The sequence below is a fragment of the Streptomyces scabichelini genome, from assembly GCF_011045015.1.
Classification (GTDB): domain Bacteria; phylum Actinomycetota; class Actinomycetes; order Streptomycetales; family Streptomycetaceae; genus Streptomyces; species Streptomyces scabichelini.
In genome coordinates this window covers 14291-35251 of sequence record NZ_JAAKZY010000018.1, presented here as the reverse complement: position 1 = coordinate 35251, position 20961 = coordinate 14291, and the positions used below count along the sequence as shown (strand labels likewise).

The 20961-nt window shown below is 68.8% G+C and carries 18 protein-coding genes, 2 pseudogenes and 2 riboswitches; of the genes and pseudogenes, 8 read left to right on the top strand and 12 right to left on the bottom strand.

Going from position 1 to position 20961, the window contains the following annotated elements:
- Positions 1-116: 116 nt before the first annotated feature.
- The 8 genes from G5C60_RS08405 to G5C60_RS08370 form a co-directional block, all read right to left on the bottom strand.
- Positions 117-1367, bottom strand: a complete 1251-nt coding sequence (locus tag G5C60_RS08405) for an ABC transporter ATP-binding protein (RefSeq protein WP_165256337.1) — start codon at positions 1365-1367, stop codon at positions 117-119.
- Positions 1364-2461: an ABC transporter ATP-binding protein gene (locus G5C60_RS08400; protein ID WP_165256335.1), complete on the bottom strand. Its 1098-nt coding sequence runs from the start codon at positions 2459-2461 to the stop codon at positions 1364-1366. The genes G5C60_RS08405 and G5C60_RS08400 overlap by 4 nt, the downstream gene beginning before the upstream one ends.
- On the bottom strand, positions 2458-3456 hold the full coding sequence (locus G5C60_RS08395; RefSeq protein ID WP_165256417.1) for an ABC transporter permease subunit: 999 nt from the start codon (positions 3454-3456) through the stop codon (positions 2458-2460). The genes G5C60_RS08400 and G5C60_RS08395 overlap by 4 nt, the downstream gene beginning before the upstream one ends.
- Positions 3457-3573: 117 nt before the next feature.
- Positions 3574-5358, bottom strand: a complete 1785-nt coding sequence (locus G5C60_RS08390; RefSeq protein ID WP_165256333.1) for an ABC transporter substrate-binding protein — start codon at positions 5356-5358, stop codon at positions 3574-3576.
- A 59-nt stretch (positions 5359-5417) separates the two neighbouring features.
- The gene (locus tag G5C60_RS08385; protein ID WP_165256331.1) at positions 5418-6428 is read right to left on the bottom strand and encodes an ABC transporter permease; all 1011 of its coding nucleotides are present in this window, start codon (positions 6426-6428) and stop codon (positions 5418-5420) included.
- A gap of 356 nt (positions 6429-6784) precedes the next feature.
- Entirely contained in the window at positions 6785-7573 is a 789-nt protein-coding gene (locus tag G5C60_RS08380) for an enhanced serine sensitivity protein SseB C-terminal domain-containing protein (RefSeq protein WP_165256329.1), read from the bottom strand.
- A gap of 143 nt (positions 7574-7716) precedes the next feature.
- Positions 7717-8502 carry an enhanced serine sensitivity protein SseB gene (locus G5C60_RS08375; RefSeq protein ID WP_165256327.1) on the bottom strand — a complete coding sequence of 262 codons (786 nt, stop codon included), beginning with the start codon at positions 8500-8502 and terminating at the stop codon, positions 7717-7719.
- 206 nt (positions 8503-8708) lie between these two features.
- Positions 8709-9377 (bottom strand): AAA family ATPase, encoded by a 669-nt coding sequence (locus tag G5C60_RS08370; protein ID WP_338145738.1) that lies wholly within the window; start codon positions 9375-9377, stop codon positions 8709-8711.
- Between the two features lie 217 nt (positions 9378-9594).
- Positions 9595-9709: riboswitch (glycine riboswitch) on the top strand.
- Positions 9710-9815: riboswitch (glycine riboswitch) on the top strand.
- Positions 9816-9849: 34 nt separating this feature from the next.
- Here G5C60_RS08370 and gcvT point away from each other — a divergent pair.
- From gcvT to G5C60_RS08345, 5 genes are all read left to right on the top strand, one after another.
- Positions 9850-10977, top strand: coding sequence for a glycine cleavage system aminomethyltransferase GcvT (gene gcvT, locus G5C60_RS08365; protein ID WP_165256325.1), 1128 nt, complete (start codon positions 9850-9852; stop codon positions 10975-10977).
- An 88-nt stretch (positions 10978-11065) separates the two neighbouring features.
- Entirely contained in the window at positions 11066-11455 is a 390-nt protein-coding gene (gcvH, locus tag G5C60_RS08360; protein WP_165256323.1) for a glycine cleavage system protein GcvH, read from the top strand.
- Positions 11456-11469: 14 nt separating this feature from the next.
- Positions 11470-12732 carry a serine hydroxymethyltransferase gene (glyA, locus tag G5C60_RS08355; protein WP_165256321.1) on the top strand — a complete coding sequence of 421 codons (1263 nt, stop codon included), beginning with the start codon at positions 11470-11472 and terminating at the stop codon, positions 12730-12732.
- 129 nt (positions 12733-12861) lie between these two features.
- Positions 12862-14229 (top strand): L-serine ammonia-lyase, encoded by a 1368-nt coding sequence (locus G5C60_RS08350; protein ID WP_165256319.1) that lies wholly within the window; start codon positions 12862-12864, stop codon positions 14227-14229.
- Between the two features lie 158 nt (positions 14230-14387).
- A complete protein-coding gene (locus G5C60_RS08345; protein WP_165256317.1) occupies positions 14388-14945 on the top strand; it encodes a glycoside hydrolase family 25 protein in 558 nt (185 codons plus the stop codon).
- Here the strand turns inward: G5C60_RS08345 and G5C60_RS51655 are convergent.
- Positions 14942-15205: a zinc-binding dehydrogenase gene (locus G5C60_RS51655; protein WP_338145743.1), complete on the bottom strand. Its 264-nt coding sequence runs from the start codon at positions 15203-15205 to the stop codon at positions 14942-14944. The genes G5C60_RS08345 and G5C60_RS51655 overlap by 4 nt on opposite strands.
- 64 nt (positions 15206-15269) lie before the next feature.
- Here G5C60_RS51655 and G5C60_RS51650 point away from each other — a divergent pair.
- A pseudogene (locus tag G5C60_RS51650) lies at positions 15270-15610 on the top strand (helix-turn-helix transcriptional regulator); the annotation flags it as partial.
- Positions 15611-15683: 73 nt separating this feature from the next.
- Here the strand turns inward: G5C60_RS51650 and G5C60_RS08330 are convergent.
- Positions 15684-17882, bottom strand: a complete 2199-nt coding sequence (locus G5C60_RS08330) for an MMPL family transporter (RefSeq protein ID WP_165256315.1) — start codon at positions 17880-17882, stop codon at positions 15684-15686.
- Positions 17883-17992: 110 nt separating this feature from the next.
- Here G5C60_RS08330 and G5C60_RS08325 point away from each other — a divergent pair, with 110 nt between their 5' ends.
- Complete coding sequence (locus G5C60_RS08325) at positions 17993-18643, top strand: TetR/AcrR family transcriptional regulator (protein ID WP_165256313.1); 651 nt, start codon at positions 17993-17995, stop codon at positions 18641-18643.
- A gap of 164 nt (positions 18644-18807) precedes the next feature.
- On the opposite strand, the gene G5C60_RS08320 is transcribed toward G5C60_RS08325, so the two are convergent.
- Together G5C60_RS08320 and G5C60_RS08315 are read right to left on the bottom strand one after the other, a co-directional pair.
- Positions 18808-19650: a Scr1 family TA system antitoxin-like transcriptional regulator gene (locus G5C60_RS08320; RefSeq protein ID WP_165256311.1), complete on the bottom strand. Its 843-nt coding sequence runs from the start codon at positions 19648-19650 to the stop codon at positions 18808-18810.
- Between the two features lie 10 nt (positions 19651-19660).
- Positions 19661-20405, bottom strand: a pseudogene (locus G5C60_RS08315) (DUF6879 family protein).
- A 192-nt stretch (positions 20406-20597) separates the two neighbouring features.
- Here G5C60_RS08315 and G5C60_RS08310 point away from each other — a divergent pair.
- The gene (locus G5C60_RS08310; RefSeq protein ID WP_165256309.1) at positions 20598-20810 is read left to right on the top strand and encodes a hypothetical protein; all 213 of its coding nucleotides are present in this window, start codon (positions 20598-20600) and stop codon (positions 20808-20810) included.
- The last annotated feature ends 151 nt before the right edge of the window (positions 20811-20961 follow it).

Sequence of the window (20961 nt, the reverse complement as noted above, 5' to 3'; positions counted from 1 at the left end):
AACAGAAAATTACTAAGCAGTAGCTTTGGGCGTTTCAGCCGCGTGACATCTCACACCGCTGACACGGAAGCGGGAGAGCGCAGGTGCGCTCTCCCGCTTCCGTGATGGTGCGGAAACTACTCCTTGGGGGCCTTGGAGTCCTTGGGAGCCTCGGATTCCTCGGAGGCCGTGGCCGCCGCCCGAGCCTTCTCGGCGGCGTCCGCGGCCACCACCGCGTCCGGCACCAGCTCGACCGCCTCCTTGGCCGCCGACAGCAGCACGGTGTCCTGCGGTGCCTGGTCCGCCGCGTTCTCCGGGTGGTGGCAGGCCACCTGCTGACCGGTCTTCAGCTCCAGGAGCGGCGGCTCGACGGTCGTGCAGATCTGCGTGGCCTTCCAGCACCGGGTGTGGAAGCGGCAGCCGCTCGGCGGCGAGATCGGCGAGGGCACATCGCCCTTGAGCAGGATGCGCTCGCTCTTGGCCGCCCGGCGCCGGGGGTCCGGGATCGGCACGGCCGACATCAGCGCCTTGGTGTACGGGTGCATCGGCGCCTTGTAGAGCGACTCGCGGTCCGCGAGCTCGACGATCTTGCCGAGGTACATCACCGCGATACGGTCCGAGACATGGCGTACGACGGACAGGTCGTGCGCGATGATCACGTATGTCAGGCCCAGCTCCTGCTGGAGGTCGTCCAGCAGGTTCACGACCTGCGCCTGGATCGACACGTCCAGGGCGGAGACCGGCTCGTCCGCCACGACCAGCTTCGGGCTGAGCGCGAGCGCACGGGCGATGCCGATGCGCTGGCGCTGGCCGCCGGAGAACTCGTGCGGATAGCGGTTGTAGTGCTCGGGGTTGAGGCCGACGACCTCCAGCAGCCGCTGGACCTCCTTCTTGATGCCGCCCTCGGGCGTGACGCCCTGGAGCTTGAAGGGGGCCCCGATGATGGTGCCGATCGTGTGACGCGGGTTCAGCGACGAGTACGGGTCCTGGAAGATCATCTGGACGTCACGGCGCATCGGGCGCATGCCGCTGACGCCCAGGTGCGTGATGTCCCGTCCCTGGAACTCCACGGTGCCCGCGGTCGGTTCGAGCAGCCGGGTGATCAGCCGGCCCATCGTCGACTTGCCGCAGCCCGACTCGCCGACGACGCCCAGGGTCTCGCCGGACTTCACCTCGAAGTCGATGCCGTCCACCGCCCGCACCGCGCCGACCTGCCGCTGGAGCAGGCCCTTGCGGATCGGGAAGTGCTTCTGGAGCCCGGTCACCTTCAGCAGGGTCTCGCCGGGGGCGGCGTCCTTGGTGAGGGTCGCGCCCGGGGCCGTCTTCGGGCCCGGGCCGTCGCTCTCTGCGGATGTGGTCACTGCCGCGTCCTCGGGTTTCTCACTCACAGCTTGGGCGCAATCTCTTCGGTCCAGATACGCTCCCGCTGCTCCTGCGTCATATGGCAGGCGGCCCAGTGCCGGCCGCCGACCTCGGCCAGCTCGGGGCGGACCGTGCGGGTGACGTTGTCCTTGGGGACGTCCGCGTACGGGCAGCGCGGGTTGAAGGCGCAGCCCGACGGGATGTTGATCAGCGAGGGCGGGGAGCCCTTGACCGGGATGAGCCGCTCCTGCTGCTCACGGTCGAGGCGCGGCATCGAGCCCAGCAGGCCCCAGGTGTAGGGGTGCCGGGGCTCGTAGAAGACCTTCTCGGCCGGGCCGCGCTCGACGCAGCGGCCGCCGTACATCACCAGGATGTCGTCGGAGAGCTCGGCGACGACGCCCAGGTCGTGGGTGATGATGATGACCGCGGAGCCGAACTCCTTCTGCAGGTCCCGGATGAGGTCGAGGATCTGCGCCTGGACGGTCACGTCCAGGGCGGTCGTCGGCTCGTCCGCGATGAGCAGCTCGGGGTTGTTGACCAGCGACATCGCGATCATCGCGCGCTGGCGCATCCCGCCGGAGAACTCGTGCGGGTAGCCGTCGACCCGCTTGTCCGGCTGCGGAATGCCCACGCGGTCGAGCATCTCGATCGCGCGCCGCCGCGCGGTCTTCTTGTCGACGTCGTGGTGGATGCGGTACGCCTCCACGATCTGGTGGCCGATCGTGTAGTACGGGTGCAGCGCCGACAGCGGGTCCTGGAAGATCATCGCCATCTCGCGGCCGCGCAGCTTGCGTACGTGGTCGGGGTCGGCGGTGAGCAGTTCCGTGCCGTCCAGCCAGATCTCGCCGGAGATCTGCGCCTTGCGCTTGCCGTACTGGCCGGTGGTGTGCAGGCCCATGATGCCGAGCGAGGTCACCGACTTGCCGGAGCCGGACTCGCCCACGATGCCGAGGGTCTTGCCCTTCTCCAGCGAGAAGCTCAGCCCGTCGACGGACTTGACCAGGCCGTCGTCGGTCGGGAAGTGCACCTTCAGGTCGCGGACTTCGAGGAAGGCGGACGGGGCGGGCGAGTCCTTGACGGGCTCGCCCACGGCCGCCCCACTCTTGCTGAGTTCGGTCATGCGAGCCTCACTCGGGGGTCGATCACGGCGTACAGAATGTCCACGACGAGGTTGGCGACGATCACCGCGAGCGAGGTGATCAGCGTGACGCCCAGGATGACGGGCAGGTCCTTGTCGCTGATCGCCTTGAGCACGGCGGCGCCGAGGCCCGGCAGGCTGAACGTGGTCTCGGTCAGGATCGCGCCGCCGATCAGGGCGCCGAGGTCCATGCCGAGCATGGTCAGGATCGGCGTCATGGTGGAGCGCATGGCGTGCTTGCCTATGACAACCGGCTCACGCAGGCCCTTGGCGCGGGCGGTGCGGATGTAGTCCTCGCCCATGATCTCCAGCATGGTGGCTCTGGTGATCCGGGCGTACATCGCCGCATAGAGGAAGGCGAGGGTGATCCAGGGCAGGATCATGCCGCCCAGCCAGCCGGTGAAGCTTTCCTCGATGGGGACGTACTGGGCGTCGATCCAGCCGAGTCCGTAGCTGAAGATCGCCAGCGACAGCAGGCCGGTGAAGTAGATGGGGAGCGAGACGCCGCCGAGGGCGACGACCATCGCTCCGCGGTCCCACAGGGAGCCGCGCTTGAGCGCGGAGAGCACACCCGCCGCGACACCGAAGATCAGCCACAGTACGGCGGCACCGAGCGCGAGGGCCAGGGTCACTGGGAAGCGGTCGGTGAGCACCGGCCAGATGGCCTGCTCGTTCTTGAAGGAGTAGCCGAAGCACGGCGCCCCGCACTCAGTGACGTCCCCGCCGCCCGTGTACGTGCGTCCGACGAAGAGTCCCCTGAAGAACTCCCAGACCTGGACGAGGATCGGATCGCCGAGGCCCAGCTTCTGGCGCACGCCCTCGAGAGCCGCCGGGTCGGCCTGCTTGCCGACGAACATCGTGGCCGGGTCCACGCCCGCCCACCGGGGGACGAGGAAGAAGATGCAGAAGACCACCAGGATGATGACCACCAGCATCACTGCGGCGGCGAAGAGCCGCCTGATGAGGTAAGCGAGCACTGCTCTCGGCCCGGCGGCGGGGCCGCGGGCCACCGGAGGTCTCCCGGTGGCCCGCGGTTCACGCCGCGCCGGCCTTCACCTGCCTTTCGTGCCGTATGGCGGGTGCGCCGGTCGGATTTACTTCTTCAGACCCAGGTTCACGAAGTCGTACTGACCGCTGTAGTTGTCGGTCGTGTAGACGTTCGCCAGGTTGTTGCTGCGCCAGTTGAGGAACTTCTCGAAGACGAAGGGCAGGTAGTAGCCGCCCTCCATGACCTTGTGGTTGATCTCCGAGGCGATCTGCTCCTTCTTCGCGTCGTCCAGCTCGGTGACGTAGTCGGCGAAGAGGCCGTCGATGGCCTTGTCCTTGATCAGGGCGAAGTTGTTGTTGCCGCTCTCAAGGATGTACTTGCTGCTCCACAGGGGCAGACCGTAGCCCTGGACGGTCGGGAAGTCCGGACCCCAGCCCATGATGATGATGCCGTAGCCCTTCTTCACCACGTTCGAGGGGCTGCCGATGATGCCCGTGCTCTGCGCACCGTCGTACTGGTCGATCTCGACGTCGATGCCGATCTTCTTCAGCGACGCCTGAAGGGACTCGGCGGTGGCCACCTCGACCGGCTTGTTGTTGCGGACCGCGATGGTGGTCTTGAAGCCGTTCGGCTTGCCGCAGGCCTTCAGCGCTTCCTTGGCCTTGGCGACGTTGCCCTTCTTGTTCGCACCGGCCATCTCGTACGGGTCGTACTTCTGGCCCTCGGCGCCCGGCACGGACGGCGGCAGCATGTTGGTGCCGATGTCGCCACCGGCGACCGGGCCGCCGCGGGCGGTCTGCAGCGACTCGTGGTCGGCGCCGTAGATCACGGCCTTGCGGCACTCGATGTTGTCGAACGGCTTCACGCTCTGCGGGAACACCGCGTAGCGGATGTAGCCGGAGACCGGGTTGTCCAGATTGCCCTTGTGCTCCTTCAGGGCGGTGGTGCGACCCTGCGGGGACATACCGGTCTGGTTGATGTCCAGGTCGTAGTCGCCGTTGATCAGACGCTGGTCCATGTCATTGGCGTTGGTGAACAGCGTCAGCGAGATCTTGTCCGGGTACGCCTTGCGGACCGGGTCCGAGGCCTGCTTCCAGTTCTCGTTGCGGACCAGGACCAGCTTCTTGTTCGGCGTGTACGACTGGAACTTGTACGGGCCGGACGAGAACGGCTTCAGGCCGTACTTCGACTTGGTGTCCTTGTCCTGGCGGACCGGGGCCGCCGAGGCCATCGCGAGGACGTCCTCGAAGTCCGAGTTGGCCGCGGGGAGATTGAAGACGATGGTCTTGTCGTCCGGCGTCTCGATCGCCTTGAGACCCAGCTTGTCCGGGGACGTGTCCTTGTAGGGGCCCTTGTACTCGCCCTTGGGGTCGAGCATGTCCTTCAGATAGACGGGACCGCCGGACAGCACGTCCTGTGCCCACACGCGCTCGATGCCGTACTTGACGTCCTTGGAGGTGATCGGCTTGCCGTCCTCCCAGGTCACCCCGTCCCGCAGCGTGTACGTGTACGTCTTGCCGTCGTTGGTGATCTTCCCCGTGCTGGTGGCGAGGTCGGGGGTGACCTCGGCGCCCTTGGCCCCGGGCTCCGTCTTGCCGGTCACCAGAGTGCGGCTGTAGTACCGCATGAAGTTCCAGGCGAAGCCGTAGTAACCGCGCGTGGTGTCCCACGAGTCGGCGTCCTGGACGCCGGCGAACTTCAGCTCGCCGCCCTTCTTGGCCTCGGACGCCTGCGCGACCTTGTTGTTCGCGGCGTCGAAGCCGGCTGCGCCGCCGTCCGAACCGTTGTCGTCGTTGCCGCCGCCGCACGCCGCCGTGGCCAGCAGCGCGGCGACCACGCCTGCGGCGGCCACGGCCTGCTTACGCCGCCCTGTGGTGCGTTGGGTAGTCACTCGGATCCTCCGTGTGTGTAGCGGCCCGTCGACGTGACGGGCCCTGGGGGTACGGCAGTTCAGCGAGACCCCTTCGGGTCCAGCGCATCGCGCACGCCGTCGCCGAAAAGGTTGAAGGCAAGCACGGTGATGAAGATCGCTACGCCCGGGATCACCATGTACATGGGGTCCGAGTCGTAGTAGTCGATCGCGCTCGAGAGCATTTGTCCCCAAGAGGCCGTGGGCGGCTTCACGCCCACGCCCAGGAAGCTGAGTGCCGCTTCGGTGAGGATGTTGGTCGGGATCATCATCGTCGTGTACACGATGATGGGCGCGACGAGGTTGGGCAGCAGCTCCTTGAACAGGATGTACAGCCTCCCCGCCCCGAGACTGCGGGCGGCCTCGACGTACTCGCGCTCGCGCAGCGAGAGCGTCTGGCCGCGCACCACGCGTCCGACATAGGGCCAGCCGAAGAAGCCGATCACCAGGATCATCACGAAGAGGCGTACGCCCGTGCCGGTGAGGCCCAGCATCTCGTTCGGCATGACCGAGACCAGCGCGATGATGAACAGCAGCTGCGGGAACGCCAGCAGACCGTCCATCACACGGCTGATGACCGCGTCCAGCCAGCCGCCGAAGTAGCCGGCGAGCACACCGAGAACGGTGCCGAGCACGACCGCGACCAGGGCGGACAGGAAGCCGACCAGGAGCGAGATACGGGCGCCGTAGACGACCCGCGCGAACACGTCACGCCCGTTGACCGGTTCGACGCCGAAGGGGTGGTCCGCGCTGATGCCGCCCCAGGACCCCTTGGGGGTCGAGAAGAGGGGGTCGATCAGGTCCTCGTGGTGCGTCTCGGGGTCCTGCCCGACCAGGTCCGTGATCACTGGTGCGAGCAGCGCGATCGCGATCAGTACGAGCACCACGATGCCGCCCGTGAGGGCCAGCTTGTCGCGCTTGAGGCGCTCCCAGGCGATCCGGCCGAGGGAACGCCCCTGGACCGCCTTCGCCTCGGCGGAGCCGGCGAGCACCGCCTCCTCGGCAGCGCTCGGGGCCGCTTCCGCGGTCGGCTCGTGCAATGGTGCCGTCATTGTGGCAGCGACCCCTCTCAACCGGCGGTAGCCGGCCCCCACATGCCGCTTGTAAGCGGCGTGATCAGTCCGTCGTACAACAGGGGCGAACACCCCCGAAGCCGGAGTCTTCAACGGTTCAGCGATCTGTTGCCAGACCTGGCGGTGAATGGATGCCTAAACGTGATGCTGTCTGGGGGGTTCCGTTATCCGAACGGCGGGTAACGAGGTGCGGACACGGGACAGTTGATACGCAAGGGTCACACGCTCCGTTTACCCGCGTAGATCCGGACAATAAACCCGAAAGGGACCGGGTGGCAATGCGGTTGGGTGCGGCGGGTTCAGTGACGCTGTTTCAGCGCGGGTTCAGCGCGGGTTCAGTACGCGTCCGGGTAGCCGTAACCGCCCGCCACAGGCGCCTGGGCGGGTGCCGCGTGGGCCTCGCGGTCGTAGAACGGGCGCGCGTTGGCCCGCATCCACATGGCGACCGGGTCGTACTCGTCGGACATCGCGACGGTCGACACCGGCAGCCCGTCCGGCACGGCGCCGATGGACTGCTGCATCATCGCCCGGACCGAGTCCACGGCGGGCGGGCTCGTGTCGTACACGTCGAGGCCGATGGCCAGATAAGGCGCCCCGAGTGCGGGCTGCACCCAGGCGCGGCGCAGCGAGCGCACGGCGGCGGTGCGGTGCGCGTTCTGCGCGAGGAAGGCGTAGAACTGCGGGAGCTCGATGCCCGGCTCGGCCATCCGGAGAGGGCCCGCCGGCTGCCGCTCCAGGCCGGTGGCGATGCGGCGCAGATCCAGCCAGGGGATGCCGACGCCGCCGCCGGGCGCGTGCGGGTTGAGCCACAGGCCGTAGTGGTCGGGGTAGAGGGTGCGGGCCACGTCGAGGCCGTCGACGACCTCGTACGAACGGTTCCAGCCACTGGCCGACAGCTCCTGCGCGGAGGTCACGCAGGGCGCGTAACTGAAGCCCTCGACCTCCATGTTCCCGTACTGGGCGTCGGGTGAGCCGGACTGGCCGTGCCAGAGCAGCATCCAGACCTGGCCCGCCGAGGGCGTGGCGAGCGCCCGCAGGAGCGCCTCGTAGGCGTCGTAACGCCCGGGCGTCACCTGGCGCAGCATGTGCTCGACCTGCCCGGCCGCGATGCCGCTGGCGCTCACCTGTACCGCCCCTTCGTGAAGTTGACCCGGATATGAAACCAGCTTAGGCGCTCCGCTGGGAGAGCCGTTTGGAGCTCGGGGCTCCATGTAGTTCCGCGGACTGCGGGTCGAATGTGGCTGAGCGCGCAGTTCCCCGCGCCGCTCTAGTAGCCCTGTTGGTAGAACGGGCGCACCTTTTGCCGCAGCCAGGCGCATACCGGATCCTGGGCCGCCGCGTCCAGGAAGACGGTGTTCACCGGCCACTTCACCGGCGCTCGGCCCAGGGCCCGGCCCAGCGCGTCGAGCGGAAGCGCTCGGGCACCCGCCTCCCACGAGGTCAGTTCCACGCCGATGAACAGGACCGGGTCGGCGGTCTCGATGGCGGCGAGGCAGCGGCGGGCGCTGAGCACGACGCCGGTGCCCGCGAACTCGGACGACGCGGCGGCCAGGAAGTCCACCGGGTCCTCCTGCCAGTCGGGCTCGAACAGCCGGACCCGGCCGCCGCTCACGGGACCGTCCAGCTCGGTCCGCCCGGCCCGGCACAGCTCGGCGACGGCGGGCGGCGGCAGCGGTACGCCGACCGTGCCGTCCGGGTTCACCGCGATGCCCACCTGCGGCGGCAGTCCGCGTGCGAACTCGACGGCGGGCGCGATCGTGTACGACATGTGGTCGCCGACGATCTGCCGGAACTGCTGCGCCGAGCTGAAGACCGGGACGTACGCCTGTCCGTCGAGCTCCATGGTGGGCAGGCCGAGCGGGCCGCTGTGCGGGCCGCCGCCGTTCGGCAGCGGCACCCAGAGGAAACTGCGCCCGAGGACCTCCACGATCCGGGCCCCCGCCGAGCGCCCTGCGGGATCGGGGATGCCGAGGGATGCGGCGAGCACCTCCTCCAGCTCGTTGGCGGGCCAGCCGACGTGCGGATGGGGGTGCGCCTGTGCCGGGATGTCCATCTGCCTCTACCACCTGCTCGAAAACCACTGCCGCGGCAGCAACCGCTGCGCGGAAAACCCTAGCGCCCGCCTGAGCGCACTTACCGAAGTCCGGTGCGCTCCCGCGCCCCTAAAGGAGGCCGCAGGCCTTCCTTTAGGGGCGCGGGGAACTGCGCGACCAGCCACAACGGACCCGCAGCGTCAAACCGCCTCACCCAGCGGAGCGCTCAGTCACCGAAGTCGATCCGCCGCAGCACGTCCGCCGCGGCCCGGTCGATGAGCACGGCCGAGCCGCAGCCCTCCGGCAGGTCGCCCTTCTCGACGGAGCGCAGCAGCCGGGCCACCGCGGCGCGGTGCCGGGCGAAGGCGTACCTCGAGACGCCGCGGCCGCGCTCGCGCTGGCCGTCCAAGGCCGTGTCCGGCGGGACGTCCAGCAGCAGCAGGTGCAGGGTGCCGCCCCTGCGCCTGGCCTCGCGGGCGATCCAGTTGCGCACCCAGGCCTGTGTGCCGCAGTCGTGCACGACGACGCCCTCGCCGGAGCGCAGGGCGCGGCGCAGTCCCGTGTAGTGCGCGAGGCGCACGAGGGGGCGGTAGACCGCGTACGGCAGAAAGCGCGGCATCCGGCGGTCCCAGCGGTCACGTGTGTCCTGCGAGTCGATGCGGGCGCCCGTCACGGCGCGGCGCATCAGGGTCGACTTGCCGCTGCCCGGGAGTCCCGTGACCACGACGAGGTCGGCCGCGCCGAAGCGGAGGCCGTGCGGACTGTGTCCCGCGCGCTCCCGCAGATCGCGGACGACGGGCGCCGGGAGCGGGCCGCACGCCTCCCTGGTCGGGACAGCGGGCTGCTCGGGCAGTGCGACTGCCGCACTCGTCGCGTACGCCGTGGTCCTGTTCACGCTGATTGTCCTCCCCTTGGGGTCGGGAGACCCATCCCCGTCGAGTGTAAAGAGAAGGTAATGCGCGAGACCCCTCGTTTCTGTTCTTGGTCTGCCACAGGCCCGTCACAGATCACTGTGGACGCCTGTGAACACTGTGCGGCCCCTGTGGAGGACTCCCCTGCCGCGCCGGTCCGATGCGTGCAATGATGTGCGCGCCAACTGCATACCGGCCGCTTGAATCCGCGCGGGAGAGTTCCGGAGACATGTACACGCACGTGTACGGGTTCCCGGGCGCCGAAGGAGCAAGTCCCTCCCTTGAATCTCTCAGGCCCCGTTACCGCGCGGGCGAGGCACATCTGAAAAGCGAGCCGCTGACCGGTGGCTCCACCCAAGGTGCAAACCATCGACCCTTCAGGTCATGGTGAACCTCTCAGGTTCGATGACAGATGGGGAGGAACGACCTCGCCGTCATGCCTTGGGAGCCCCACCGATGAGCAGTAACACGCCCGTTGAACCACGCCGCACCGCCCTCGATTCCCTGCATCGCTCGCTCGGCGCGACGATGACCGACTTCGCCGGCTGGGACATGCCCCTGCGGTACGGCTCGGAGCGCGACGAGCACATCGCCGTACGTACGAAGGCGGGTCTCTTCGACCTCTCCCACATGGGCGAGATCACGGTCACCGGGCCGCAGGCCACCGCGCTGCTCGACTTCGCGCTGGTCGGCAACATCGGGGGCGTGAAGGTGGGCCGCGCCCGCTACACCATGATCTGCCGCGAGGACGGCGGCATCCTCGACGACCTGATCGTGTACCGGCTCGCCGACACCGAATACATGGTGGTCGCGAACGCCTCCAACGCCCAGGTGGTTCTCGACGCGCTCGTGGAGCGTGCCGAGGGCTTCGACGCCGACGTCCGGGACGACCGCGAGGCGTACGCCCTCCTCGCCGTCCAGGGCCCCGAGTCCCCCGGCATCCTGAAGTCGCTGACCGACGCGGACCTGGACGGCCTCAAGTACTACGCGGGCCTGCCCGGCACGGTCGTCGGCGTCCCTGCCCTGATCGCGCGCACCGGCTACACCGGCGAGGACGGCTTCGAGTTGTTCGTCGCCCCGGCCGACGCCGAGCAGCTGTGGCGGGCGCTGACCGAGGCGGGCACCCCGGTCGGGCTCGTCCCGTGCGGCCTCTCCTGCCGCGACACGCTGCGTCTGGAGGCGGGCATGCCGCTGTACGGGCATGAGCTGAGCACCTCGCTGACGCCGTTCGACGCGGGGCTCGGCCGGGTCGTGAAGTTCGAGAAGGAGGGCGACTTCGTGGGGCGCGAGGCGCTCGCCGAAGCCGCCGACCGCGCCGCGAAGAACCCGCCGCGCGTCCTCGTCGGCCTGATCGCCGAGGGCCGCCGCGTCCCGCGCGCCGGATACGACGTCGTCGCCGACGGCAAGGTCATCGGCGAGATCACCTCCGGCGCTCCCTCGCCGACCCTCGGCAAGCCGATCGCGATGGCGTACGTCGACGCCGCGCACTCCGCGCCCGGCACGCCCGGCGTCGGCGTGGACATCCGGGGCAGCCACGAGCCGTACGAGGTCGTGGCGCTGCCGTTCTACAAGCGCCAGAAGTGACACAGGGCACATCCGCCCAGCTCACCACCGACCTCCGCGTCATAAGCACTGTCATCAGCACTCCCCCGCGTACAGGAGAATTCAGGCCATGAGCAACCCCCAGCAGCTGCGCTACAGCAAGGAGCACGAGTGGCTGTCGGTCGCCGAGGACGGCGTCTCGACGGTCGGCATCACCGAGTTCGCGGCCAACGCGCTCGGCGACGTCGTCTACGTCCAGCTCCCCGAGGTCGGCGACACGGTCACCGCAGGCGAGACCTGTGGCGAGCTGGAGTCGACGAAGTCGGTCAGCGATCTGTACTCGCCCGTCACCGGTGAGATCACCGAGATCAACCAGGACGTCGTGGACGACCCGGCACTGGTGAACACCGCCCCGTTCGAGGGCGGCTGGCTGTTCAAGGTACGCGCCGCCGAGGAGCCGAAGGACCTGCTCTCCGCGGACGAGTACACCGAATTCTCCGGCTCCGACTCCAGCTCCTGAAGGACTCCTGACTGATGTCGCTTCTGAACCAGCCCCTGCATGAACTCGACCCGGACGTCGCCGCCGCCGTCGACGCCGAGCTGAACCGTCAGCAGTCCACCCTGGAAATGATCGCCTCCGAGAACTTCGCTCCGGTCGCGGTCATGGAGGCCCAGGGCTCGGTCCTCACCAACAAGTACGCCGAGGGCTACCCGGGCCGCCGCTACTACGGCGGCTGCGAGCACGTCGACGTCGTCGAGCGGATCGCCATCGAGCGGATCAAGGAGCTCTTCGGCGCCGAACACGCCAACGTGCAGCCGCACTCGGGCGCCCAGGCCAACGCCGCCGCGATGTTCGCGCTGCTCAAGCCAGGCGACACGATCATGGGCCTGAACCTCGCCCACGGCGGGCACCTGACCCACGGCATGAAGATCAACTTCTCCGGCAAGCTCTACAACGTGGTCGCGTACCACGTGGACGACGAGACCGGCCAGGTCGACATGGCCGAGGTCGAGAAGCTGGCCAAGGAGTCCAAGCCGAAGCTGATCGTGGCCGGCTGGTCGGCGTACCCGCGTCAGCTGGACTTCGCGGCCTTCCGACGGATCGCCGACGAGGTCGGCGCGTACCTGATGGTGGACATGGCGCACTTCGCGGGCCTGGTGGCGGCGGGGCTGCACCCGAACCCCGTCCCGCACGCCCACGTCGTCACGACCACCACCCACAAGACGCTGGGCGGTCCGCGTGGTGGCGTGATCCTGTCGACGGCGGAACTGGCCAAGAAGATCAACTCGGCCGTCTTCCCGGGTCAGCAGGGCGGTCCGCTGGAGCACGTGATCGCGGCCAAGGCCGTCTCCTTCAAGGTCGCGGCCTCGGAGGAGTTCAAGGAGCGCCAGCGGCGGACTCTGGAGGGCGCGCGGATCCTCGCCGAGCGCCTGATGCGGGACGACGTCACCTCGGCCGGTGTCTCGGTACTGTCCGGCGGCACGGACGTCCACCTCGTCCTCGTCGACCTGCGCCACTCCGAACTCGACGGGCAGCAGGCCGAGGACCGCCTCCACGAGGTCGGCATCACGGTCAACCGCAACGCCGTCCCGAACGACCCGCGCCCGCCGATGGTCACCTCCGGCCTCCGCATCGGTACGCCCGCCCTGGCGACCCGCGGTTTCCGGACCGAGGACTTCGCCGAGGTCGCGGACATCATCGCCGAGGCGCTGAAGCCCGCCTACGACGCGGAGTCCCTGAAGGCCCGGGTGTCCGCTCTGGCCGACAAGCACCCGCTGTACGCCGGCCTGAAGTAGTTCGTACGTTCCGTACGGATTCTCGTACGTTCCGTACGGATTCTTCGGGGCACCACGCACACTGGAGGCACGTGCGCGGTGCCCCGGCTCATGTTCCACCCCGGTTCCACCCCGTTGTGAGGAGTCACCGTGGCCATCTCGGTCTTCGACCTTTTCTCGATCGGCATCGGTCCGTCCAGCTCCCACACGGTCGGCCCGATGCGCGCGGCACGGATGTTCGCCCGCCGCCTGAAGAACGAGGGCCTGCTGGCCCCCACCGCCTCGATACGCGCCGAACTGTACGGGTCCCTCGGCGCGACCGGGCACGGCCACGGAACCCCGAAGGCGGTGCTGCTCGGCCTGGAGGGCGAGTCCCCGCGAACGGTCGACGTGGAGACGGCGGACGAGCGGGTGGACGCGATCCGCTCACAGAGCCTCCTGAAACTGCTCGGCGAGCACCGGATCCCCTTCTCCTTCGACGACGACCTGATCCTCCACCGCCGCAGGACTCTGCCGTACCACGCGAACGGCATGACGCTCTGGGCGTACGACGCTTCGGGCGCCGAACTCCTCTCGAAGACGTACTACTCCGTGGGCGGCGGCTTCGTCGTCGACGAGGAAGCGGTCGGCGCGGACCGGATCAAGCTCGACGACACAGCGCTGAAGTACCCGTTCCGCACGGGCGACGAGTTGCTGCGCCTGACGAAGGAGACGGGCCTGTCGATCTCCTCCCTGATGCTGGAGAACGAGCGGGCCTGGCGGACCGAGGACGAGGTCCGCGAGGGCCTGCTGGCCATCTGGCGCGTGATGCAGGCGTGCGTCTCACGCGGCATGTCCCGCGAGGGCATCCTGCCCGGCGGCCTGAAGGTCCGCCGCAGGGCGGCCATGTCGGCACGCCAACTCCGGGCCGAGGGCGACCCGTTGGCCCACGCCATGGAGTGGATCACGCTCTACGCGATGGCCGTGAACGAGGAGAACGCGGCGGGCGGCCGGGTCGTCACCGCCCCGACCAACGGCGCGGCGGGCATCATCCCGGCGGTCCTGCACTACTACATCAACTTCGTGCCCGGCGCGGACGAGGACGGCGTGGTCCGCTTCCTGCTGGCCGCCGGAGCCATCGGCATGCTCTTCAAGGAGAACGCCTCCATCTCCGGTGCCGAGGTCGGCTGCCAGGGCGAGGTCGGCTCGGCCTGCTCCATGGCGGCGGGCGCGCTCGCCGAGGTCCTGGGCGGCTCTCCCGAACAGGTCGAGAACGCCGCCGAGATCGGCATGGAACACAACCTCGGCCTCACCTGCGACCCCGTCGGCGGCCTCGTCCAGATCCCCTGCATCGAACGCAACGGCATGGCCGCCGCCAAGGCCGTGACGGCGGCGAGGATGGCCATGCGCGGCGACGGCTCCCACAAGGTGTCCCTCGACAAGGTCATCAAGACCATGAAGGACACGGGGGCGGACATGAGCGTCAAGTACAAGGAGACGGCACGGGGCGGGCTCGCGGTGAACATCATCGAGTGCTGAGCCCGCGGAGACGATTGCGGAGATGATTTCTCAACCCGCCGAGATTGACGTCGATCACTCGTGCGAGGGTGGGGACCGGTGAAGTAAGGGAAAAAGCAAGGTAGTTGCTGGTTCCCTGGCTCACGCTTCCCTCTCCCCCACCGCACGGAGGTCCCCCCATGCTGCGCGGCATCGATGTCAGCTCCCACCAGTCGTCCTCGTTCGACACCGACGGCCTGTCCTTCGTCTTCGTCAAGGCGACGGAGGGTCGTTCGTACGTCAACCCCAAGCTCGGCGCCCAGGTGAGGACCGCCCGCGATGCCGGCTGCGTCGTCGGCTTCTACCACTTCCTCTGGCCCGGCAACCTCACGGCCCAGGCCGAGTACTTCGTCAGCAAGGCCCCGGAAAAGGCCGGCGACATCCTCGCCGTCGACTGGGAGACGACGAGCGAGGGCACCCACGCCAGCAACTCGGAAAAGGACCGCTTCATCCGGAAGGTGAAGGAACTGCGGCCCAATCACCGGGTGATCCTCTACGCGAACAGAAATTACTGGCTGAACGTCGACACGACCTCATACGCGGGCGACGGCCTCTGGATCGCCGACTACGTGACCGCCGGCAAGCCCCGCATCCAGGCCAAGTGGCGCTTCCACCAGTACACGGACAATCCGCTGGACAAGAACGTGGCGGATTTCGCGAGCAAGGCCGCGCTGAAGGAATGGGCCCAGGGCGGCTAGACCCGCACCACGATCTTGCCCGTGTGCCGGTTGCTCTCCATCAGGCGGTGGGCCTCCTGGATGTCGTCGAGGCCGTCGAAGACCTCGGCGATCACCGGCCGGAGACCGCCGTCGCGCAGGCCGGCGTTCAGGAAGGCCGTAGAGCGGCGGCGTCCGCCCGGAGTCGTGGTGCGGGGGAAGTTCGCGTACGTGTGGAGGGTGAAGGGCCAGGTCCAGGGGATCTCGGCGAGGCGTCGGTCGAGCCAGCCGTAGACGACGATCGCGCTTCCGTCGGCGAGGACGTCGCCGAGTGGGCGGAAGGCGGGGCCGCCGATCGCCCCGCCGACGAGCTGGTCGGCGGCTCTGTCGGATCCGTCGGTGGGTGGGCGCTGGGCGCGGTCCACGGCGATCCGGCGCATCCGTGGACGGTGGAGGAGCTGGGCGCGCTCGGCGGTCTGTCCCGAGCGGCGTTCGCCCGCCGGTTCACCACGCTGGTGGGCCGCTCCCCGCTCGCGTATCTGACCTGGTGGCGCATGACGACGGCGGGCCTCCTGTTGCGCGAACAGGACGCCCCGCTGCGCACGGTGGCCCAACGCACGGGCTACACCTCGGAGTTCGCCTTCGCCAAGGCCTTCAAGCGGGAGTACGGGGTGGCACCGGGCCAGTACCGGAGACGGGCGTCCTAGGGGCTCCGCGGTAGAGGCGCTCGACCGGGATTCCCGGCCGAGCGCCTGCGTCGACTGTGCGCCGTCAGAGGGATCAGACCTTGGCGGGCGTCCGCTTCTCCTCGGTGGGCGCGCCCTCCGTGAGGCCCAGCCGGCCGTGCACCGCGCGCAGCGGCTTCGGCGCGTACCAGGCCGTACGGCCGAGGAGGCGCATGGCCGCCGGTACCAGTACCCCGCGTACGGCCACCGCGTCGATCAGGATCGCCAGGCCGCTGCCGAGCCCGAACATCTGGATGAAGCTGACCTGAGCCGTGCCGAAGGCGAAGAAGCTCACCGCGAGCAGCCCGGCGGCCATGGTCACGATTCGACCGGTGTGCGAGAGCCCGCTGGTGACGGCGGTCTCCGTGTCGGCGCCCGCGTCGTGCAGCTCCTTGATCCGGCTGGTCACGAAGACCTCGTAGTCCATGGACAGGCCGAAGGCGATGCAGAACATGAGCACCGTCATGGAGGTGTCCATCGGCTGCGGAGTGAAGCCGAGCAGGGAGGACAGATGGCCGTCCTGGAAGATCCACACCATCACGCCGATGGCCGCGGTGAGGCTGACGGCGTTGAGGACCAGCGCCCGCAGTGGCTGGACCACGCTGCCGGTGAACAGGAAGAGGATGAGAAACGTGGTGCCCGCCACGAGAGCGATGGCGGCCGGGAGCCGGTCGGCGATCGAGTCCTTGGAGTCGACGAGCCGCGCGTCGGTGCCGCCGACCAGCGTCTCCGTCCCGGCCGGCGGATCCACCGCCCGTACGTCCTTGACCAGGCCCTGGGCTTCGTCGGACTTGGGGGTGAGGCCGGTGACGACCGTGATCCGCTGGGCGTCGGGCCGGCCCAGTGCGGCATTCGCGGGGCCTGGCGGGGTGGCGCGGCCCTCACTGAACGTGCCGGCGGACGTCTCGACCCGCACGGCGCCGTCGAGCCGCGACAGCTCGGTCGCGTACGAGCGCAGCCCGTCCGCGGCCACGGGCCCGGTCGTGACGATCTGCACCGCCGACTCGTCGCTGCCCGTGAAGTCGCGCTGCACCGTGGTGGCGACCTGCCGGCTCTGGGCGCTCTCCGGCAGCACCCGCTCGTCCGGCGTGCCGAAGGTGACACCGAGCAGCGGACTCGCGGCGAGCAGCAGGATCCCGAGGACCGGCAGCGCGGTCAGCGCGGGCCTGCGCATGACCGTGCGGGCCAGCCGGCCCCAGAAGGGCGCCTCGGCGCTGCGTACGGTCTGCGCCCAGGGCAGGCGGCCGCTGTTGACCCGGTGGCCGAGCACGGCGAGCAGCGCCGGGACGACGAGCAGGGCACTGACGGCGGCGATGACCACCACGCCGATGCCCGCGTAGGCGAAGGAGCGCAGGAAGAACTGCGGGAAGACCAGCAGGGCGGCCAGCGCGGCGGCGACGGTCGCCGCCGAGAAGACGATGGTCCGCCCGGCCGTCCGTACAGTGTGCCGGAGTGCCTCGGGAACGTCGGCGCCCTCCGCGAGGTGCTCGCGGAACCGGCTGATCATGAGCAGGGCGTAGTCGATGCCGAGGCCGAGGCCGAGGGCGGTGGTGAGGTTGATCGAGAACACCGACACGTTGGTGATGCTGCCGAGCACATAGAGCTCGGCGAAGGTGCCGACGATCGCGATCAGCCCGATGACCAGGGGCAGCAGCGCCGCGACGATGCTGCCGAAGGCCATCACGAGCAGGATGAGGATCAGAGGCACGGCGATCGTCTCGGCCAACGCGAGGTCCTTGGCGACCTGGGTGGGAACTTCGTCGCCGACCGCGGCCTCTCCGCCGGCCTGCACGGTCAGCCCGTTCCGGTCGCCGGTGTACGCGTCGATGAGCGCCGAGGCGTTGTCCCCCTGCTCGGTGTCGTCGCCCTTGACGTGGGCCAGCACCAGCGCCGCGTCGCCGTCCCGGGAGGTCAGCGTGGCGGCGCCGGTGTCCCAGTACGAGATCACGTTCGCCACGGTGGGCTCGCCCTTGAGCTCCGAGGTGAGCGTGCGGCCCGCGCGTTCGGCGGCGGGAGAGCCGAGGTCGCCGTCGTCGGCCCGCACCAGCAGGACCAGATTGGTCTCGCCGCCGAACTTCTCGTCGATGAGCTCCTGGGCGTGGGTCGAGGGCGCGTTCGGATCCTCGAAGCCGCCGCCCAGGAGCTTGCCGAACGCCCCGAAGCCGATGGCCCCCATGGCGACCACGGCCAGCACGGTCAGTGTCAGTACGAATCGGCCCCGGTGGAGGGCCAGCTCGGCAATTCGATCGAACATGGTGATCGCCCCCAGATGTTTATGCTGTTAACATTGACGATGACACAGGATGTTAACGGCGTCAACTTCAGCTTTCGAAGAAGGATGGAGTTTTCGGGCAGGATGGAGTCATGGGACCGATCACTGGCGGCAAGACCCGCTACCACCACGGCGATCTCCGCAACGCGCTGATCGGGGCCGCCGTGGAACTCGCGGCCGAGGGCGGCCCCGAGCGGGTCGTCCTGCGCGAGGCGGCCCGCAGCGTCGGCGTGTCACCCACCGCCGCGTACCGCCACTTCAGCGGCCAGGGAGATCTCCTCCATGCCGTGAAGGTCCGCGGCCAGCAGGCGATCGCCGCGTCGATGGCCAAGGCCGTGGCTGCGCTGCCCCAGCTCGACGACCCCGGGGAGGAGGCCGTTCGCAGGACCGAGGCGATCGGGCGCGGGTATGTACGGTTCGCGATCGAGCACCCGGGGCTCTACCGCACCGCCTTCTGCCGCACGACCCCGGAGGAGGCCGACGACTTCACCGGCCTCGAGGCCCCCGACGACAGGCCGTCGCTCGCGGCGTTCGTGGAGCTCTCGGACACGCTCGACGCGCTCGTGGCCACGGGCCGGATGCGGCCGGAGAACCGGCCCGCGGCCGAGGTCGCCGCCTGGTCGGCCGTCCATGGCCTCTCGCTGCTCATCCTCGACGGCCCGCTGGCCCGCCTCCCCGCCGACCAGCGCGACGCGGTCGTCGAGCGCACGCTCACGACGATCGTGGCGGGGCTTGTCCGCTGAACGCTCCGCTGGAAGAACGGTGATGCTGTGTCGATATGCGGCTCCGCCGCGGGCGCGGGCCGGTGAAGGTGGGTCGCGCCCCTTACGGGCGCGGTACCGCCATCACGGGCGAACCGTGGTCTCTGAACACGGCGTACGAACCAGCGGTGAGCTGTGCTTGGTGATCACAGCGTCTGCCGCGTCCGGCTGATCACCCGCTGAGCGTCGGCGCCGAAGACTGCGGACTTGCGGAGCGTCTTCCAGACCCGCATGTACGTGGTGACGCTGTCCTGGTCGTCCAGCCAGAGTTCCGCGTGCCAGTCCTCGGCAATGACGAGCCTGTCATCCAGCACCCAGAACCCGTTGGCGGCCGGGATCTTCAGCGGAGCGCCCAGGGGGATGATTCCGATTTCCACGGTGTCAAGACCGACGACACCTATGAGCCGGTCGAGCTGGGCGGCGAGAACGGAGGGCGGGCAGAGCTGGGCGTGAAGTGCCGCCTCCCACATGAGGACGCGGAACTTCTTGCCCGATTCGTAGAGCCATTCCTGACGCTTCAGTCTGGCCCGGACCGCCTCCTCGGTGTCGCGCTTCGTGCCGTGCATGTCCGCGTACCGCAGGAAGAGGTGCCGTGCGTAGTCGGCGGTCTGCAACATGCCTGCGACAACGGCCTCTTCCCAGGCATGGATGACGGCGGACCTGGAGACCTCCGTGTTCCAGGTCTCCTGCACAGGCCGGTGTCCCACGGCCAACTGCCGCCGCCATGACCGGATGTGGGACTCGAAGCCTCTCAGCCGACCTTCCAGCTCGACGTACGCTTCCGGCTGTCCGACGCCTTCCGCCCAGGCCCGGAGGTCTGCCGGTGTCGCGGTCTGCTGCCCGTTCTCCAGCTTGTAGATCTTCGAGTGCGCCCAGCCGAGACGCTGAGCGAGCTGTGTGCCGGTGAGCCGTCCTTCAGGGCACCCGAGCCGCAGGGCTCTCAGCCGTGCTCCCAGGGCTTCCCGAGCCTGTTGAAAGTCCGTGCTCACCGGTCACATTTCACTGGTCGGTCGAAGCCACCTGGGCGGCGAACTGGTCGTAGGGAACGGCGTGATGCATCGCGGCGTCGCGCACCTGGCAGCACCTCGGCGGGCTCCGTGATCACCTCGACGTTGAGCAGAACGTCCGCCTCGTCGAAGTGCAGGAGTGCGACCAGGCGCGAGTCAAAGATCCACCAGTCCTCGGCGGGGAGGCACAGCCGGTCGAAGTCCGCACGCCACAGGTTCCGTACGTCCTCACCGGTGGCCGCGTTGCACTTCGCGTAATCCAGGAGGAACAACTGCCCCTGGGTGGGCGGGTCGTCGACGACGCGGACCCTGCCGACCGTCTTCCCGGCCGCTGTCTAACGGAGGATGTTCCTGCACCAGTCGCTGTCGAGGTCGCAGGGAGCCGAGCCGGTCTCCGTGAAGACGCGGTAGTCGTCGTCACGGTCGGACGCGTAGCCGCGCCGTGTCTCCAGATGCCACGCCGAGTGCTCGAACGTCTCGAAGAGCTTGCCGAACTCTTCCAGGTCGATCAGCTTGGGCACGCGGGTGACCTCCTTGGGTCCGTGGTTCACGAGGAGTTCGCGCGGTACGGCCACCGCAGCGTCCGACGGGCCGAAGTGCTGCAACTGGGCGATGTCCTCGGGATCGGTGACCGGCGCCCCCTGAACGATGATCTCGCCCGAGTCGATGTCCTCGTGCACGGCGGGACATGCACCATTCTTGCTGTCCGTCCCGTTGAAGCGCAGTCGACGCGGCATCTGGTCGCCCCTCTCGTTCGCGATGGCCTCCAGCATCACCGGGCCTGGGCGCCCCGCACCACACCGCACGGAGCGCTGCGTGAGAACTTACGCGAACAAGTCGTCGCAAAGGGAGAACATTGCGTAGCGGCTCCCAACGCCCTCTCCCTAGCGTCCAGTTCATCGACCACAGCCGAGCCGGGGAGCTTCCACATGGCGTCGTCAAAGCAGCAGACCACTCAAGAGCCGCCCATCGACGTCCCGGTGGGGTTCAACGCCTGGCTGCTGGACTGTGCACCGGACCCCAACTGCGATGTGTGTCAGGCGAATTGGAGGCAGCTCACCGCCGCGAGGAACAAGGGCGACATCACGCAGGCGGCCAGGCACGCCACCGAGATCCGGGACCACGCCTCGGGAGTGCACTGATGGCGACGGGCAAACACATCGAGCAGCGGTGGATCGACACCGGCTCTCGCCCTGGCCGCGTGGTGGACGTGTGGGTGTACGACGGGCCCGCAAGCCGCGGCCCTTCAGCAGGGTCATGAACGTGCCGTTCGCCGCCTGGGTGAGCTGATCC

Excerpts from the sequence above, each read along its gene's own strand:
- G5C60_RS08400 (WP_165256335.1), bottom strand. The coding sequence starts at position 2,461 with ATGACCGAACTCAGCAAGAGTGGGGCGGCCGTGGGCGAGCCCGTCAAG.
- G5C60_RS08385 (WP_165256331.1), bottom strand. The coding sequence starts at position 6,428 with ATGACGGCACCATTGCACGAGCCGACCGCGGAAGCGGCCCCGAGCGCT.
- G5C60_RS08375 (WP_165256327.1), bottom strand. The coding sequence starts at position 8,502 with ATGGACATCCCGGCACAGGCGCACCCCCATCCGCACGTCGGCTGGCCC.
- gcvT (WP_165256325.1), top strand. The coding sequence starts at position 9,850 with ATGAGCAGTAACACGCCCGTTGAACCACGCCGCACCGCCCTCGATTCC.
- gcvH (WP_165256323.1), top strand. The coding sequence starts at position 11,066 with ATGAGCAACCCCCAGCAGCTGCGCTACAGCAAGGAGCACGAGTGGCTG.
- glyA (WP_165256321.1), top strand. The coding sequence starts at position 11,470 with ATGTCGCTTCTGAACCAGCCCCTGCATGAACTCGACCCGGACGTCGCC.
- G5C60_RS08345 (WP_165256317.1), top strand. The coding sequence starts at position 14,388 with ATGCTGCGCGGCATCGATGTCAGCTCCCACCAGTCGTCCTCGTTCGAC.
- G5C60_RS08330 (WP_165256315.1), bottom strand. The coding sequence starts at position 17,882 with ATGTTCGATCGAATTGCCGAGCTGGCCCTCCACCGGGGCCGATTCGTA.
- G5C60_RS08325 (WP_165256313.1), top strand. The coding sequence starts at position 17,993 with ATGGGACCGATCACTGGCGGCAAGACCCGCTACCACCACGGCGATCTC.
- G5C60_RS08310 (WP_165256309.1), top strand. The coding sequence starts at position 20,598 with ATGGCGTCGTCAAAGCAGCAGACCACTCAAGAGCCGCCCATCGACGTC.